We start from the raw sequence: 16,241 nt of genomic DNA, 5'->3' as shown, positions 1-16,241 counted from the left end.
TCCTTGCCCAGCATGAAGGTTGAATCAGATTTGCACGCCTAAGGGAATCCCACGCCGATTCAGCCTCAATTCATTCCGCTCTAGCGCCGATCGCGTTCATGGCCTCGTCCTTTTGGCAGAGATCACCACCCGTCGCTAGCTGGCGAGCAAAGTCCGTCCCAGCGCTGCATTATCTCGTCGGATCCGGCAAGCTGGCAGAATTTCCCAGGCGGAGCTGACGGGGAGGGATGGTGGGAATAAAACGGTGCGCGTGAGGTCTCGGCGGGAACAGCCAAGACATCTAAGCGGAACGGACTGGCATAACGCAAAGACACAGGCGAGCTCAGCGGCAAGGTGGTTTGTTATCACCATGGGACGCCTGCCGCGTCAAACGGTGTCGTGGGTCGAGACGGCGAGGGCAGCGGTCGCCATGCGCCCCGACCGGCTTGCCTTGTTCGGCTACTCGCATATCCCATCCCAAATAAAGAACCAGCGCCTCATCGAGGCGGAATTTCTTCCCCACAGCGCTGCCCGCGCTGAACAGCATGCGGCTGTCGCGGTGACGCTGGTTGCCGCCGGCTACCGAGAGATCGGGCTCGACCATTTCGCCTTGCCGCACGACGAGCTCGCGCTGGCACAGGAAACAGGTCGCCTGCGACGTAACTCGTTGGGCTACTCTGCCGATACCTGCAGAACCCTGATCGGTTTCGGCGCGTCGGCTATCGGCCGCATCGGCCAGGGGTACGTTCAAAACGAAGTTACACGGGATTTCTACATCCGGCACATCGCAGCTGCCGACTGGCGACATCGAAGGGCCATCGCCTCACAGACGACGACCGCGTGCGAGCCGCAATCATCGAGCGATTATTGTGCGATTTCGAGGCTGACGTGCCGGCAATCTGTGTCGCCCACGGATCTGATCCGATCCGTCTTCGCGGTTCAGATGAGCGTTTGGCGATGCTGGCCAAGGACGGAATAGTGGACTTCGAAAACGGTTTTGTCCGCGTACGGCGGGAGCATCGCTTTGGGATTCGCGCTGTCGCTGCCGCATTCGAGGCTTTTAGGGATGGCCTTACGCATCCCGCAGGTGAGGGCAAGCACACACACGGAAGCTAACACAGGGAGTATCTTTTGCCGGAGAGAACGAGCTGCCATCGTGCGGTGCCCGGTTAGTAGTGAAGCGCCGTAAAATGTCGACATAGGCGTTGGTGAACTGGACCGAAGGACGAGAACGGCCTATCCAGTGTGTTGTCGGCAGTTAGTTCGAAAGTCCTGCTACACCCGATCCGATGCCTCTCAACGCCGAGGCCGCACCTCCGTGCCGAAGCCGGCCTTCCCAATGGTGGGTCGAGCCGTCGCTTACCCCGTGCTTGCCTCACAGATCCGCGACCGAGAACCCAGCCTCATGCTCCCGCCCTGCCGGGGCCTAGGTCCATCAAGCATGAAAGGAACACGTCGGAACCTGGGATATCGCTTGCCCGGCCGGGCGGCGATAGCCTTGTCGGGGCAGCGAGGAGCCGTAGCCGATGATGAACGCATAGGAGAAGTCTGGCGTGAATGGGGCGATGATTGTCAAGCTTTGCTCTCGAGTCATTTCGTCAACCATCTTGCGTGACCGATTGGCGACCATCTCCTCGTCCCGACCTTATATTACCCGTTGCCTGTCGCCGCCAGCGCGCAGTGACTTGTCAAGGATGGAGGCCCGCAGACCCCATCGCGCGGCGACTTGTCCTTGACGGTCACGAGCACGGCGGCAGGTTTGCCGTGGTCGGGGAGCCCTTCCTTGGGCGGAGCCGACGACAGTGTTCGAGGGGAACTCGCCATGAGCCGGGTGCGCAGAGATCGTCCGACGCTCTTGTATTTGCTGGATCCCAGCCGGCTCCGCCTCCGACTGCCTCGGTAGCTCGGTATCCTGAGCGCGTCGGCGGCATCATGCCATTATCATCCTACGAATTGCATGCTCCATCGTCCTGGACGAGACCGGTTTGGCTAGCCAAAGGACGAAGGTCTGATTACCAGATGTGATCGGCATGGGGTCGCTTCCACCAACGACGATGATGGGCACCGTCATCAGGGTGGGACGTACGGCTTCGGGCTGTCCTGGCCCGAGGAAAGTCGCTTTATCGAAAATTAGGAGGTCGGCTGCCTTCCCGCTCTCGATCCAGTCGCAAAGACTCTCGAAGGTCGCGAAGCCGACCGGCTTATAACCCAGCGCGGCGATCTTATCCTTGTAGATCTCCAACGCTGCTGGATCGGCGTCAACGACTGCAATGATTTCTCCGTTGCCAAGTGATCCATCGCATGGGCCGAAAGCGCTATCAGCTCTGACCTGCTCCTCAGCGCAGGCCGGTAAGTAGAGATCGAAGCGTGTACCTCGGCCAACAGCCGAGGTGACGTCAAGGCATCCTGCGAGCGCGCTCACATGGCGGTCCACTGCAGCAAGACCCAGTCCGGTCCCGCCGACGCGAGAGCGCGTGGTAAAAAAGGGCTCAAAGATATGCGGAAGCACCGAACTTGCGATTCCTTGGCCATCGTCGCTGATGGAGAGGAGAACGTAATCTCCCGGTTTCAAGGTGCCCTTAGCCACGGGCTTCGTTTGACAGACGTGAGCGCGAGAAACGCTAATCTCGACACGGCCCTGATTCAAGAGAGCCTCCGACGCGTTCTTGCATAGATTCATAAGGATCTGCTGTATCTCGGTCGGGCTGCCCTCGATCACCGTTTGCCACTCGTTGATCTTGAAGTTCAACTGAACATCCGCACGAAGTGTAACCCGCAGCAATGGCGCGAGATCCATTACACTCTCCGAGACGTCGAAAGGCATCGTCACGCGCTTCCGATTTCGGCTTAGTGACAAAATTTGATCAATAATCAGTTTGGCTCGGTTGCTGGCCAAGATAATTTGGCCGATGTGGCCCCGAATTCTCGAGGGGCGACGCACAAGACCTTTAGCCATCTCTGCGTAGCCGACTATTGCTCCTAGAACATTATTGAATTCATGTGTAACGCCGCTTGCGATTGTGCCGACAGCCGTCAGCCTTTCCGCATGCTCCCATCGACTCTCAAAAAGGTTACGTTCCGTGTGTACACGTTGCATTTCAAGATGGTTGCCTAAACGCACAGTAGCGCTCGCCAGAACCAGGAGGTCGTCTGTGGAGGGTGGTGAGCGATCTCCTTCAAAAACAAGGATACAAACCGCAGCCTGCTGATCGGAGGCCCTGCAACCAACAATTTGACAAACACCGGTAGTGCCTACGGCAGTCCGAACCACTTCCGACGCCGGAACGACGCGAAACACTGGCTGTTCCGGGTGTACAAGTGAGACGACTTCATGGATTAGCGTGGCGTTCCAGACGCGCATGCGCTTGTTCGCGACAAAGTACTCGGTATTCCTGCTGATACTCGGATCCACCAGAGCAAGCGCGCATTGATCGGCATCGAAAACGCATTGAATGAGTCTAAGCGCTGCTTCGGTGGAGAAGCGCCGCGAAGCCTTCGTTGCTTGACTGTCGATGAAACAAGCTTCGATCTCACTCATCGCCGCTTCAAGCTCTAACCGCCTTTCCAACCGGTTCGTCCGCACATGCAGCGTGGAGGCTCGAATGGTCGCAAACAAGCAGAGGCATATGGACACCAAGCCAAAGAAAAGTCGTGTACGCTGCGCTTGCGCGCTGGCGAAGCTGTAGGCTTTCAGATGTTCTCGCTCCAATTCGGCAGCCTTGGCGAACGTGTCGAAGGATGGGATCCGATTGACAGCGCGGTCCAACCTCAACATTGAGGACAGGATAGCGCGGCCCTCGCGGGCAACATCCTCCGTGACTTGGTCCTGGCTAGGAGGAAGTCGGCGGAGAGACTGATCGATTTGTAATGCGAGGCTGAATCCCGGTCTGGCCGAAAATTGAAGGATCAGATTGGAAAATTCAGGCCTGTTCGACACTCCCCCCCGAAGGCGATTAGCCGAGCGAGCAAAGCGTACGAGAGAGCTTTGCAGAAGCTCATTTTGCGCGGCCGAGGCCGAGATGGCAGCTTCTGTGTTTTCGAGGGAATTTTTGAGCTGTGCAACCAACCTGGAGTGCACCCCGGAGCTCTCATTGGGCGAAATCTCAACAAGGCGTTGGTAGTTTTGAAGGTTCCTTTTTAATGCTTGCCCGGTAGAAGCAACGGAACGGAAGTCCAATACCATGTCGGCGCGGGCGACGTCTCGCTGGAGCAATGCGTAGTTGATCTGAATCGTCCGCAGTTCGCTTAGGACCGCCTCGTTGATCTGGGGGTCTTGCCACTGTATCGCGACCAAGAGCGCGACCGAGGCCACTAGGGCCATTACAGAAGCTTTGTCGGTACTGAGCCATTTTTCCCAAACGAACGGCGTTTGATCCGCGGTGCGTGCCTTGCGAAGGTCCGATTTGAATTCTAGCTCCCCATCGCGTCGGTGTGCGGCCGGATGCTGCTGGAACAGGAAAGCCAAGTGTACCTCTCCCCTCAAATAGGCGGTGTAGACGCCGTTGCACTCTGCCCCCATGGCCCGCTGACCTTCCATTGATTCGCGGGCGTTTCGACCTCGACGGCGAGGCGGCAGCACAAGGCGGGCAACTGATCGCAGTTTTCGGAACTGGTCTTCCGAGAGATCATCGAAGGGGCATACAAGCGCACGCCTGCAGCAGCCGAGGATGATACCGGCCGGTCAAACGCAACTGGCGAGGGCCGGATCTGCTGTTGGCTGGCAGCTAACACTGGCGGGGCGGCGGCCTCGACTCCGGCGTGCCTAGAGCCGGCTGCTGCGAAAGCGTCCGACACGCTTCCCTTGGGGTCATCCCGTCCAGCGGGCATCCTTGGATCGCTGAAAAAAGACGAGGCGGCTTGATGATCCTGCCCTCGCTGAAGCACCTCGCGAAACCCTTGTTCCAGTCGCAGAAGCTCCTCTGGACCGGTAGGCGGCTCGTCAGCTCGACCATCGAACAGCGGCCGGAGCGCCTCGGACACGTGCTGCTCAAAGCCCACTCGCCGGGCCTGGACCGCTTGCCCGTCTTCCAAGCCGGCGTCCTGCACCTGCGACAAAGCTGTTACACGGGATGGATTACTATTTCGCGGGTTCATACTAGCCTCACATCAAACTGTATCGTCAAAGTCCTGCGCCAATTCACACAGCGGGTCATCGAGTTGAGATTCTGCGGAGAGCGCCTCCTCTGCTCCCGTCAAGGGCGCCGGCTCCGGGAGGGCGCCTGTCTGGCTTTCAAAGATGCGTTTCAGAATGCGATCCGAAAAATATCGCACCTTCCTCAATTTTAATGGTGGCAGACCTTGATGAGAACGATTTCGTACTCGTCATTGAGCAGCCGCACCTGTTCGGGACGCAACAGCGGTGCACCTTGATGTGAATTCTGAACGTTCCAATCGAACGTTCGCGCCTGGCTGTAGGAAATCGATTGGGCTTGAAATGTGAATCCACCGATAGCTTTGGAAATGTAGTTCGGAGTCTCGTCATCTACCTCGATGTTCCTAGAAGCGCGCCGGCAGCCCGGGCGGGGGGCTTGGGGTTAGACTGCCAGCGCACGCCACTCATAAAGAGCGGCCTCTTTTCGCGGTTCGGACACCCATAGTCAACCCGGCAACGTCTGGATGCCCGCTGTGCTTTTTGCAGAGCGGCGATGCCGGGCATATCGGCCGATCCTGTCTAGGATGGTGTGGCCACTCTCGTCGGCCGAGTTGATGCTCCAGCCAGTATCGCCTTGCCGACCAGCATGAGTTCGCCGTTAGCAATCCATCGTTGCGGGCGTTCCAGTCACGGCCTTCCATTCGGCGATGGCTTGCAAGCGATGAACATGTATGGCGAGAGCAGAACGTTTGGGGCGGGGGACGAAGAGGTTGCGGAGGGCTGACAAGGTCGAGACGAAGCGTTGCAGGCCTCCCGGCGATCGGACCCCTGCATCATCCGCTCCCGTTTTCGCGGCGGCACATGGGAATTCTCCGCTCTGTTGTTCAACCCCTTGTGCGACCGGTGCTCGACGTCCGGCATCATCTGTCGCTTTGCCGCTCCATACGAGCGAAGCTAGTCGGTGATCATGCGCTTCGGCGCGAGCCCCTGCTTCTTCCACAGCCGCGTCAGCAAGCGCAACCTCTCGCAGGGTGCGCTCTCAGAGTTCGTTCCTGCGCAGCGGCCTTGTTATCTCGATACTGGATAAGCGTCTACGAACCTACGCGCCGCATAACGAGCTTTGTTGCGCTGGTCGGTTGCGAAGGGTGGCTCTATGCATCGCAGTGGCGGACGCGAAATCCTCACCATCCTTCTGCATCGCGCTATTTGGCTTGCCGAACACCCAATTTCGCCGGCACGCTGCCGCTGAATACGATGATCATCTCGCATTCTTGCTATGGAGACTGTCGTCCTTCCTGGGCACGCGGCTGACGGCGACGAAAGCGGGTTTATTCATGCAACACCCCTTTTTGGCAGGCAAGCTGGTGGACTTCGGGATGTCGGGGGCGAATATAGCGAAGACTCCCGCCGCTCGCTGATGCATTCTGGACGCAACCGCATCGAGCCGATGTGTTCGAGACGCTTCGCGGCTGCAGTCGCCGAACGATGGCGTGGTTATGCGACCTGTTCGGCATGGCTACCCCCGTCCAGTCAGGCGTTCACGAAGGTGTTTGTCGAGAGTTCGTGGAGAAAGTCCGCCACTTATCGTTGGCGAGGGCTTTGCTCCGGAGTGGCGATCGGTGCGCTGATCGACAGGCAGGCTCTGGCCAAAATCGAATCCCATGCCGTCGCGAAAGGCCGCAGAATTCGATGCGGGGGCAAACGCATCGCGCGAATGGCACGTCGAACTATCGGTCCTGTCTCCAGCGAGATGACCATCGCGCAAGAAAGAGACATTCGGGCGGCTGGCGCCTGTGATTGCTTCGACGATGCGGATAAGTCGTGCATGAGGCCAACGACACGATCTACGGCCTTCCCCCACATTTGTGCCTCAAACGGAAGCGTGTTTGGCGTGTCGCCGAGGCCTTGGAATATGGCATAGTGGTATGAACACGGGACGCATGTCGTCGGAAGCCGCGCCTTTCGGCCGAGTGAAGCAGTCCGGCATCGGGCGGGAGGGTTCCCGCCATTGCCTCGAGGACTACCTCGAAATGAAATACCTCTGCACGGGCGGCATCTGAAGCATGGGCTTGCAGGGCTCGCAGACCGGTAAACCAGCGAGCCATCTCCAAATATGTGAATTGTGGATTGCTCCTCGACGGGAGCTGAGGGGCGGCTCCGCAAGCCTTACGACGCTCTTTGCGAGCCGTAGCTGCCGAGCTGGCAAAAGGCCGGGCTACGTCGCGCCAGCGCAATCGGCGCGCAGAAAATTAGGCCTACCCGCTCCGGGACCGCGGACCTCGTCAGCTTCTCGTAAGTATGCCCGAGTAGGTTGCTCAGCTGATCTGTGGACGTGAGGCTAGCGTGAACCGGCACAAATTTGACCTATCCAATGTAACAGGTTGGCGGCAGGTGCAGCCCCCGGCATCTCAAGAGCAAGCGGCACAGGCCGGGCAAGAGGGCTTTGAGCAGCGCTCGGGCGAGGCGCGCCAAGCCGCTGCCCAAATTCCCGCCCCCGCCGTTCCGGCTCTGCCAGACCCGTTCCATCCTCATCCGTCTCAGGGAGACCTGAGCCTCATCGAAGGCGCGGCCCCATGGGAAGCGCAGCCCATGATGCAAGGGAGCGGACAAGAACACGCCGCGGCGCCGTACGCCGGAGGCAGTGGGTCGATGCTAGGTGCCTCGGTGCTGCAGCCGGGTCACTCAACGGCGCGCCATCATCATGCGCCGGATTCGTCAGTGGGTGATCTGAATCCTTCCGCACCGTTCGAGTTGCGTGACCATGCTCGTTCCGCCGTGCCGGCGGCGGTGCAGCCAGATCCTCCAATAGTGGTCTCCGACGGTCGCGGCTGCAAGCGTCCTCTTTATTCCAACGATGCGACCGTTGTCGAAGGGCTGAGGTCACTCTACGCGGGTAAGGCCAAGGAGGAAACGGTCAAGCGCCATGTAAATTCTCTTTACGGCTTTGGTCGTTGGCTCTTTAAAAATAACAAGCCGGGATTTGCTGCTCGGCTTCACGAGGAGTCGCTGGATGAAGATCTCAAGGAGTACGAGAGCAGTGGTGGCTCCTCGACTGTGGCTGTGGCACTGCGTCGTCTCAGAGAGTCGGCGGGCGGAGTGCCAATGGTGGGCCGCGCTGTCCTGAATCCCGACCCTGCCGACGCCGTGCTCATCAAAGAGTACAAAGCGGCTCTCATCAAAGAGTACAAGGGAGCGCCTGCGACCGGGCCGAATCGCCAAACCATTCACGACTATGGAGCTACTCTTAGACGTTTCAGTGAATACCTGGTTGAAAACAACAAGCCGGGGATTGCGGCTCGGCTTCACGAGGAGTCGCTGGATGAAGATGCCAAGCGCTATAAGGACTCCAGTGGTGACCGGAGGATCATTGCACTAGCTCAACTCCGGAAGTTCCTGCCGTCCGCCGCACTCGGGCGCGAAATTGCCCTTGCTGCTCGTCCGGAAGACGCAGTCGGCATGGAGGCTCGTGCCATTGGGGACGCCGCTGCGCAGCACAGCGGGCCGCAGAAGGCATTGGGTCGGCCAGAGAAGCTCCCTGGGGAAGCTAATGAAGACGCCGCTGTTCTGCCATCGTCTTTCGTACCAACTGGGCACCATCACCAAGCCTCGGATCCCGCAGAGTCCTTTCGTCCCCTGATCTGGCGCGACGGCGACCAGCGCGCGCCGGACGAGCGGATCGCTGCACAGGACAGGAGCAACCTGCTACCAAGCGAGGAGGTGCCACTGAGGCCACCGGAATTCGCTCCGCCCAGCTTGCGGGCGGGGAATTCCGCCTCGCCAGAGCTCTTTCCTGAGGGGATGTCCCCCGCGGTCGAAGGGTTTTTTGGTGTTTTCGGCGACCCCAGCGGGCGGGTGCTCGGCGCATTGCAATTGCTAGGCGACGAACATATCCACAGGGATTACCAGCTCCTGGAGCAGGAGTTGCAGGGGAACAATCCAGAACTCGCCGCCCGGACGCGGTTCGTGGATCCCCTCGTAGCCAATTATCATCTGCGCTTGGGCTCCGAGAGCGACAAGCTAAGCGCATTCCAGCGCATCGTCCATAATCAGAACGGTAACGACACAGCCGACTTCCTGTTCGTGCCAGTGAGCGATGGCGGTAAGACTCTTGCGGAGCGCGGCAAACATTGGTCGCTGCTGTTCGTTGATCGCAGCGACCGGGAACGGCCGGTTGCCTATCATTATGACTCCGTCAGCGGATGGCATGACAAGCTTGCAAAACACCTCGCAGAAAGGCTGGGCGCCAGCCTGGAGACCCGCGTGGACTTACCCCGCATCGCCCAGCAGAGCAACGAGTGGGATTGCGGAGTCTACGTGGTGGACGGCACGCGGGCGCTGGTTGGGCGATTGCAAAGATGGCAGCCAGACCTGCCAGACCTGCCAGACCTGAACCTCAACAACCTCGTCGTCAATCGGCAGGCACTACAAACCCGACTCATGGGTGACGATACATCTGGAACGGCAAATTATCTCACGAACTTTGAACTCATGGACCGACAGGCGCGAGACGCGGTTAAGGAAAGCCCCGTTGGGACGTTTCACCAGCGGATCAAGCGGCTCGGCCAGTCAGCGCGAGCGTTGCACGACAGAGCCCTGGCTCCAGTCGCGCCGGACCAAGGCAACCCAGACTCGGTGTTCGTACGGGACGTTGTTCCCGGGGAAACACGCCATCATCATGCGCCGGATTCGTCAGTGGTTGATCTGAATCCCCCCGCACCGTTCGAGTTGCGTGACCATGCTCGTTCTATGCCGGCGGCGGTGCAGCCAGATCCTCCAGTAGTGGTCTCCGGTCGCGACAAGCGTCCTCTTTATTCCAACGATGCGACCGTTGTCGAAGGGCTGCGGTCAGCACTCTATGCCGGTAAGGTCGGGGAGCGCACGGTCACGGACCATGTAAATTCTCTTCTCGGCTTTGGTCGTTGGCTCTTTGATAATAACAAGCCGGGATTTGCTGCTCGGCTTGACGATCCGTTGCTGGATCAGGATCTCAAGGAGTACCAGCGCGAGAGTGGCTCCTCGAACGTGGCTAGAGCACTGGGTCGTCTCAAAGAGTCGGCGGGCGGAGCGCCAATGGTGGGCCGCGCTGCCCTGAATCCCCACCCTGTCGACGCCGAGCTCATCAGAGATTACAAAGCGGCTCTCATCAAAAAGTACGAGTCAGAGCCTGCGACCGGGCCGAATCCCAAAACCACTCAGGACTATGCGGCTACTCTTAGACGTTTCAGTCAATACCTGCATGAAAACAACAGGCCGGGGATTGCGGCTCGGCTTTACGAGGGGTCGCTGGATGAAGATGCCAGGCGCTATTTGGACTCCAGTGGTAACCGGTGGATCAGTGCACTAGCTCATCTCCGGAAGTTCCCGCCGTACGCCGCACTCGGGCGCGAAATTGCCCTTGCTGCTCGTCCGGAAGACGCAGTCGGCATGGAGGCTCGTGCCATTGGGGACGCCGCTGCGCAGCACAGCGGGCCGCAGAAGGCATTGGGTCGGCCAGAGAAGCTCCCTGGGAAAGCTAAGCAGCTGAGCGAGATCGGCAATTCAGGCGCTCGCGTGCTGATGCAGGCCCCCACCCATCAAGTGGGTGCATTGCCATGGGAGGCGCAGCCCATGATGCTGGGGGACGAGCACCTGGCACCGCATACCGGAGGCAGTGGGTCGATGCTGGGTGCCTCGGTGCTGCAGCCGGGTCACTCAAGGGCGCGCCATCATGATGCGCCGGATTCGTCAGTGGTTGATCTGAATCCCCTCGCACCGTCCGATTTGCGTGACCATGCTCGTTCTGTGCCGGCGGCGCCTGCCGGGCCAGCGTTCGCCAGGGCTGAGGAGACGCCCTCCGCGGTTGGCGAGGCCGCGGTGGCCGAAAGGTGGGCTCGGTTGCAAAAGCAAATGGACGAACCAGTGCATGATCCCGGCCCTCAAGTGGATACATCGCCATGGGAGGCGCAACTCATGGTGCAAGGGAGCGGACAAGAACACGCCGCGGCGCCCTACGCCGGAGGCAGTGGGTCGATGCTGGGTGCCTCGGTGCTGCAGCCGAGTCACTCAAGGGCGCGCCATCATGATGCGCCGGATTCGTCAGTGGTTGATCTGAATCCCCTCGCACCGTTCGAGTTGCGTGACCATGCTCGTTCTGTGCCGGCGGCGCCTGCCGGGCCAGCGTTCGCCAGGGCTGGGGAGACGCCCTCCGCGGTTGGCGAGGCCGCGGTGGCCGAAAGGTGGGCTCGGTTGCAAAAGCAGAAGGTCGACGCTGATTTGTCGGGATATTTCGACTCGATTCCGCACGCGGACCTTCTACGATCGCCATGGGAGGCGCAACTCATGACGCAAGGGAGCGGACAAGAACACGCCGCGGCGCCCTACGCCGGAGGCAGTGGGTCGATGCTGGGTGCCTCGGTGCTGCAGCCGGGTCACTCAACGGCGCGCCATCATGATGCGCCGGATTCGTCAGTGGTTGATCTGAATCCCCCCGCACCGTCCGAGTTGCGTGACCCTGCTCGTTCTGTGCCGGCGGCGGTGCAGCCAGATCCTCCAATAGGGGTCTCCGGTCCCGACAAGCGTCCTCTTTATTCCAACGATGCGACCGTTGTCGAAGGGCTGAGGTCAGCATTGGAGAGCACGGTCAAGCGCCATGTAAATTCTCTTCTCGGCTTTGGTCGTTGGCTCTTTGATAATAACAGGCCGGGATTTGCTGCTCGGCTTCACGAGGAGTCGCTGGATCCGGATCTCAAGGAGTACGAGAGCAAGAGTGGCTCCTCGGACGTGGCTAGAGCAGTGGGTCATCTCAAGACGTGGGCGGGCGGAGCGCCAGTGCTGGACCGCGCCGCTGTCCTGAATAATCCCGACCGTGCCGACGCCGCGCTCATCAGAGATTACACAGCGGCTCCCATCAAAGAGTACAAGGCAGCGCCGACCGGGCCGAATCCCGCTACCATTCAGACCTATGGATCTGCTCCTAGACGTTTCAGTGAATACCTGGTTGAAAACAAAAAGCCGGGGATTGCGGCTCGGCTTCACGAGGGGTCGCTGGATGAAGATGCCAAGCGCTATAACAACTCCGGTGGGATCAGTGCACTAGCTCATCTCCGGAAGTCCGAACTCGGGCGCGAGCTCCCTGGGAAAGCTAATGAAGACGACGCTGTTCTGCCATTGTCTTTCGTGCCAACTGGGCCCCATCACCAAGCATCGGATCCCGCAGGGTCCTTTCGTCCCCTGATCTGGCGCGACGGCGACCAGCGCGCGCCGGACGAGCGGATCGCTGCACAGGACAGGAGCAACCAGCTATCAAGCGAGGAGGTCCTCATCAACCGTGAGCATGATACAGCGGAGTTGAGACCAGCGAAGAGGCAAAGGCCCCTGAACAGTCGTCTGCAGGACGTTGCCACTGAGCCGCAGCTGAGCGAGATCGGCAATTCAGGCGCTCGCGTGCTGATGCAGGCCCCCACCCATCAAGTGGGTGCATTGCCATGGGAAGCGCAGCCCATGATGCAAGGGAGCGGACAAGAACACGCCGCGGCGCCGTATGCCGGAGGCAGTGGGTCGATGCTGGGTGCCTCGGTGCTGCAGCCGGGTCACTCAACGGCGCGCCATCATCATGCGCCGGATTCGTCAGTGGTTGATCTGAATCCCCCCGCACCGTCCGAGTTGCGTGACCATGCTCGTTCTGTGCCGGCGGCGGTGCAGCCAGATCCTCCAATAGGGGTCTCCGGTCGCGACAAGGGTCCCCTCTATTCCAACGATGCGACCGTTGTCGAAGGGCTGAGGTCAGCTTACGCGGGTAAGGTCAAGGAGAGCACGGTCAAGCGCCATGTAAATTCTCTTCTCGGCTTTGGTCGTTGGCTCTTTGACAATAACAGGCCGGGATTTGCTGCTCGGCTTGACGAATCGTCGCTGGATCAGGATCGCAAGGAGTACGAGAGCAGGGGTGGCCCCTCGGAGTACGAGAGCAGGGGTGGCCCCTCGATCGTGGCTAGAGCACTGGGTCGTCTCAAGACGTTGGCGGGCGGAGCGCCAGTGGTCGACCGCCCTGTCCGGAATCCCTACCCTGCCGACGCCGCGCTCATCAGAGATTACACAGCGGCTCTCATCAAAGAGTACAAAGAAGCGCCTGCGACCGGGCCGAATCGCGGTACCATTCAGGTCTATGGATCTACTCTTATACGTTTCAGTGAATACCTGCATGAAAACAAAAAGCCGGGGATTGCGGATCGGCTTCACGAGGGGTCGCTGGATGAAGATGCCAAGCGCTATGTGAACTCCGGTGGTAACCGGAGGATCAGTGCACTAGCTCATCTCCGGAAGTTCGCACCCGGGCGCGAAATTGCCCTTGCTGCTCGTCCGGAAGACGCAGTCGGCATGGAGGCTCGTGCCATTGGGGACGCCGCTGCGCAGCGCAGCGGGCCGCAGGAGGCATTGGGTCGGCCAGAGAGGCCCCCTGGGAAAGCTAAAGACGGGCGGGTGCTCGGCGCATTGGAATGGCTAGGCGACGAACATATCCAGAGGGATTACCAACTCCTGGAGCAGGAGTTGCAGGGGAACAATCCAGAACTCGCCGCCCGGACGCGGTTCGTGGATCCCCTCGTAGCCAATTATCATCTGCGCTTGGGCTCCAAGAGCGTCATGCTAAGCGCATTCCAGCGCATCGTCCATAATCAGAACGGTAACGACACAGCCGACTTCCTGTTCGTGCCAGTGAGCGATGGCGGTAAGACTCTTGCGGAGCGCGGCACCCATTGGTCGCTGCTGTTCGTTGATCGCAGCGACCGGGAACGGCCGGTTGCCTATCATTATGACTCCTACAACGGATGCAATGACACGCTTGCAAAAGAGCTCGCAGAAAATCTGGGCGCCAGCCTGGAGACCCGCGTGGGCGTATCCCGCATCGCCCAGCAGAGCAACGTGGTGGATTGCGGAGTCTACGTGGTGGACGGCACGCGGGCGCTGGTTGGGCGATTGCAATCGCAGCCAGATAACCTGAACCTCAACAACCTCGTCGTCAATCGGCAGGCACTACAAACCCGCCTCAGGGGTGACAATACATTCGGAACGGCAAATAATCTCACGAACTTTGAACTCATGGACCGACAGGCCCGAGACGCGGTTAAGGAAAGCCCCGTTGGGACGTTTCACCAGCAGATCAAGCGGCTCGGCCAGTCAGCGCCAGACGTTGCTCCCGGGGACCCATTTAAATCTCAAAGTCTTGAGAGCAAGGGGGACGCCGCTGCGCAGCACAGCGGGCCGCAGGAGGAATACAGTTGGCCAGAGTATCTCCCCCCTGGGAAAGCTAATGAAGACGACGCTGTTCTGGCATCGTCTTTCGTGCCAACTGGGCCCCATCACCAAGCCTCGGATCCCGCAGGGTCCTTTCGTCCCCTGAGCTGGCGCGACGGCGACCAGCGCGCGCCGGACGAACGGATCGCTGCACAGGACAGGAGCAACCAGCTACCAAGCGAGGAGGTCCTCATCAACCGTGAGCATGATACAGCGGAGTTGAGACCAGCGAAGAGGCAAAGGCCCCTGAACAGTCGTCTGCAGGACGTTGCCACTGAGCCGCAGCTGAGCGAGATCGGCAATTCAGGCGCTCGCGTGCTGATGCAGGCCCCCACCCATCAAGTGGGTGCATTGCCATGGGAGGCGCAGCCCATGATGCAAGGGAGCGGACAAGAACACGCCGCGGCGCCGTACGCCGGAGGCAGTGGGTCGATGCTGGGTGCCTCGGTGCTGCAGCCGGGTCACTCAACGGCGCGCCATCATCATGCGCCGGATTCGTCAGTGGTTGATCTGAATCCCCCCGCACCGTCCGAGTTGCGTGACCATGCTCGTTCTGTGCCGGCGGCGGTGCAGCCAGATCGCCCAAAAGTGGTCTCCGGTCCCGACAAGGGTCCTCTTTATTCCAACGATGCGACCCTTGTCGAAGGGCTGAGGTCAGCACTCTATGCCGGTAAGGTCGGGGAGATCACGGTCAAGCGCCATGTAGATATTCTTTTCGGCTTTGGTCATTGGCTCGTTGAAAATAACAAGCCGGGGATTGCGGATCGGCTTCACGATTCGTCGCTGGATCGGGATCGCAAGGAGTACGAGATCTGGGGTGGCGGCCCCTCGGCCGTGGCTGGGTCACTGGGTCGTCTCAAGACGTGGGCGGGCGGAGCGCCAGTGGTGGGCCGCCCTGCCCTGAATCCCCACCCTGCCGACGCCGTGCTCATCAGAGAGTACACAGCGGCTCTCATCAAAGCGTACGAGGCAGCGCCGACCGGGCCGAAACCCCGTACCGTTGAGGTCTATGGGTCTGCTCTTAGACGTTTCAGTCAATGCCTGGTTGAAAACAAAAAGCCGGGGATTGCGGATCGGCTTCACGAGCGGTCGCTGGATGAAGATGCCAAGCGCTATATGAAAACCGCTGACATCAGTGCACTAACTCATGTCCGGAAGTTCGCACTCGGGCGCGAAATTGCCCTTGCTGCTCGTCCGGAAGACGCAGTCGGCATGGAGGCTCGTGCCATTGGGGACGCCGCTGCGCAGACCGCGGCACAAGCTCATGGCCACGCAGGAGAGCAGGGACCCATCTCTCGAGCTCAACAAGTCGCGCCAGCGCCGTTTGAACGGCACTTGGGCAAGAAGCGTGAGGCCCAGGACGGACTGACGAGTACACTTGACAGGAGCAACCTCGTGAACAGCGGGGGCGTCATCATAAACAATGAACATTACACAGCGCTGTTGAGACCGGCGAAGAGGCAGAGGACTGATAATCCGCAAAGCCGCGCCATGGGGCGGCAACTGAGCGAAGCAACCACGACGTCCATCAGCCAAGCCTCCGATCAAGCCCGAGCGGACCTAATGGCTTCCTTCAGAAGCAGGGAGCGCTCCGACGCGGGGCGTTGAGCTCCATGGCTGGGGTCAAGCAGAACAGCTCTCTTGACGACAGAGGCGCTGATGCGATCTCCGGACCGGTAGCTCTCGCTGTAATTGATCAGGCTGGTACTGTTGGAAGGCTTGATCAGCCTCGTCACCCCAATCTCCAGCATAGCTCACTGTCACGCGGCCAACGTGCCTCCGTAGCTAACATCTACGTCAGCGTTGAAGAAGTACCCTGCGCCACGGGATGTTTTGACCAGGCGAGGGTTGGCCGCATCAGCCTCCAGCTTTCGGCGCAAGCGCATGATTAGGACATCGATAC

At 59.9% G+C, this 16,241-nt stretch carries 3 protein-coding genes and 4 pseudogenes; 3 read left to right on the top strand and 4 right to left on the bottom strand.

Annotated elements, in window-relative coordinates; all coding sequences use genetic code 11:
* Nucleotides 1-358 precede the first annotated feature (358 nt).
* Nucleotides 359-1,095, top strand: a pseudogene (locus NKJ90_RS32300) (oxygen-independent coproporphyrinogen III oxidase); the annotation flags it as partial.
* Nucleotides 1,096-1,909: 814 nt separating this feature from the next.
* On the opposite strand, the gene NKJ90_RS32295 reads toward NKJ90_RS32300, so the two are convergent.
* The 3 genes and pseudogenes from NKJ90_RS32295 to NKJ90_RS32285 all read right to left on the bottom strand — a co-directional run.
* Entirely contained in the window at nucleotides 1,910-4,444 is a 2,535-nt protein-coding gene (locus tag NKJ90_RS32295) for a two-component system VirA-like sensor kinase (protein WP_352487679.1), read from the bottom strand.
* Nucleotides 4,445-5,085: 641 nt separating this feature from the next.
* Nucleotides 5,086-5,462, bottom strand: a pseudogene (locus NKJ90_RS32290) (type IV secretory system conjugative DNA transfer family protein); the annotation flags it as partial.
* A 267-nt stretch (nucleotides 5,463-5,729) separates the two neighbouring features.
* A pseudogene (locus NKJ90_RS32285) lies at nucleotides 5,730-6,088 on the bottom strand (DDE-type integrase/transposase/recombinase); the annotation flags it as partial.
* A 507-nt stretch (nucleotides 6,089-6,595) separates the two neighbouring features.
* Between NKJ90_RS32285 and NKJ90_RS33645 the strand changes: the two are divergent.
* Nucleotides 6,596-7,131, top strand: a pseudogene (locus NKJ90_RS33645) (aldehyde dehydrogenase family protein); the annotation flags it as partial.
* A 283-nt stretch (nucleotides 7,132-7,414) separates the two neighbouring features.
* Entirely contained in the window at nucleotides 7,415-15,946 is an 8,532-nt protein-coding gene (locus NKJ90_RS32275) for a Ulp1 family isopeptidase (RefSeq protein WP_352487678.1), read from the top strand.
* A gap of 152 nt (nucleotides 15,947-16,098) precedes the next feature.
* On the opposite strand, the gene NKJ90_RS32270 is transcribed toward NKJ90_RS32275, so the two are convergent.
* Nucleotides 16,099-16,241 (bottom strand): winged helix-turn-helix domain-containing protein (locus tag NKJ90_RS32270; protein WP_352443246.1); only part of this gene is annotated, 143 nt, incomplete at its 5' end.

Source organism: Mesorhizobium sp. M0051 (genome assembly GCF_040323235.1).
GTDB lineage: Bacteria > Pseudomonadota > Alphaproteobacteria > Rhizobiales > Rhizobiaceae > Mesorhizobium.
This window is presented reverse-complemented; position numbering and strand designations above follow the sequence as displayed.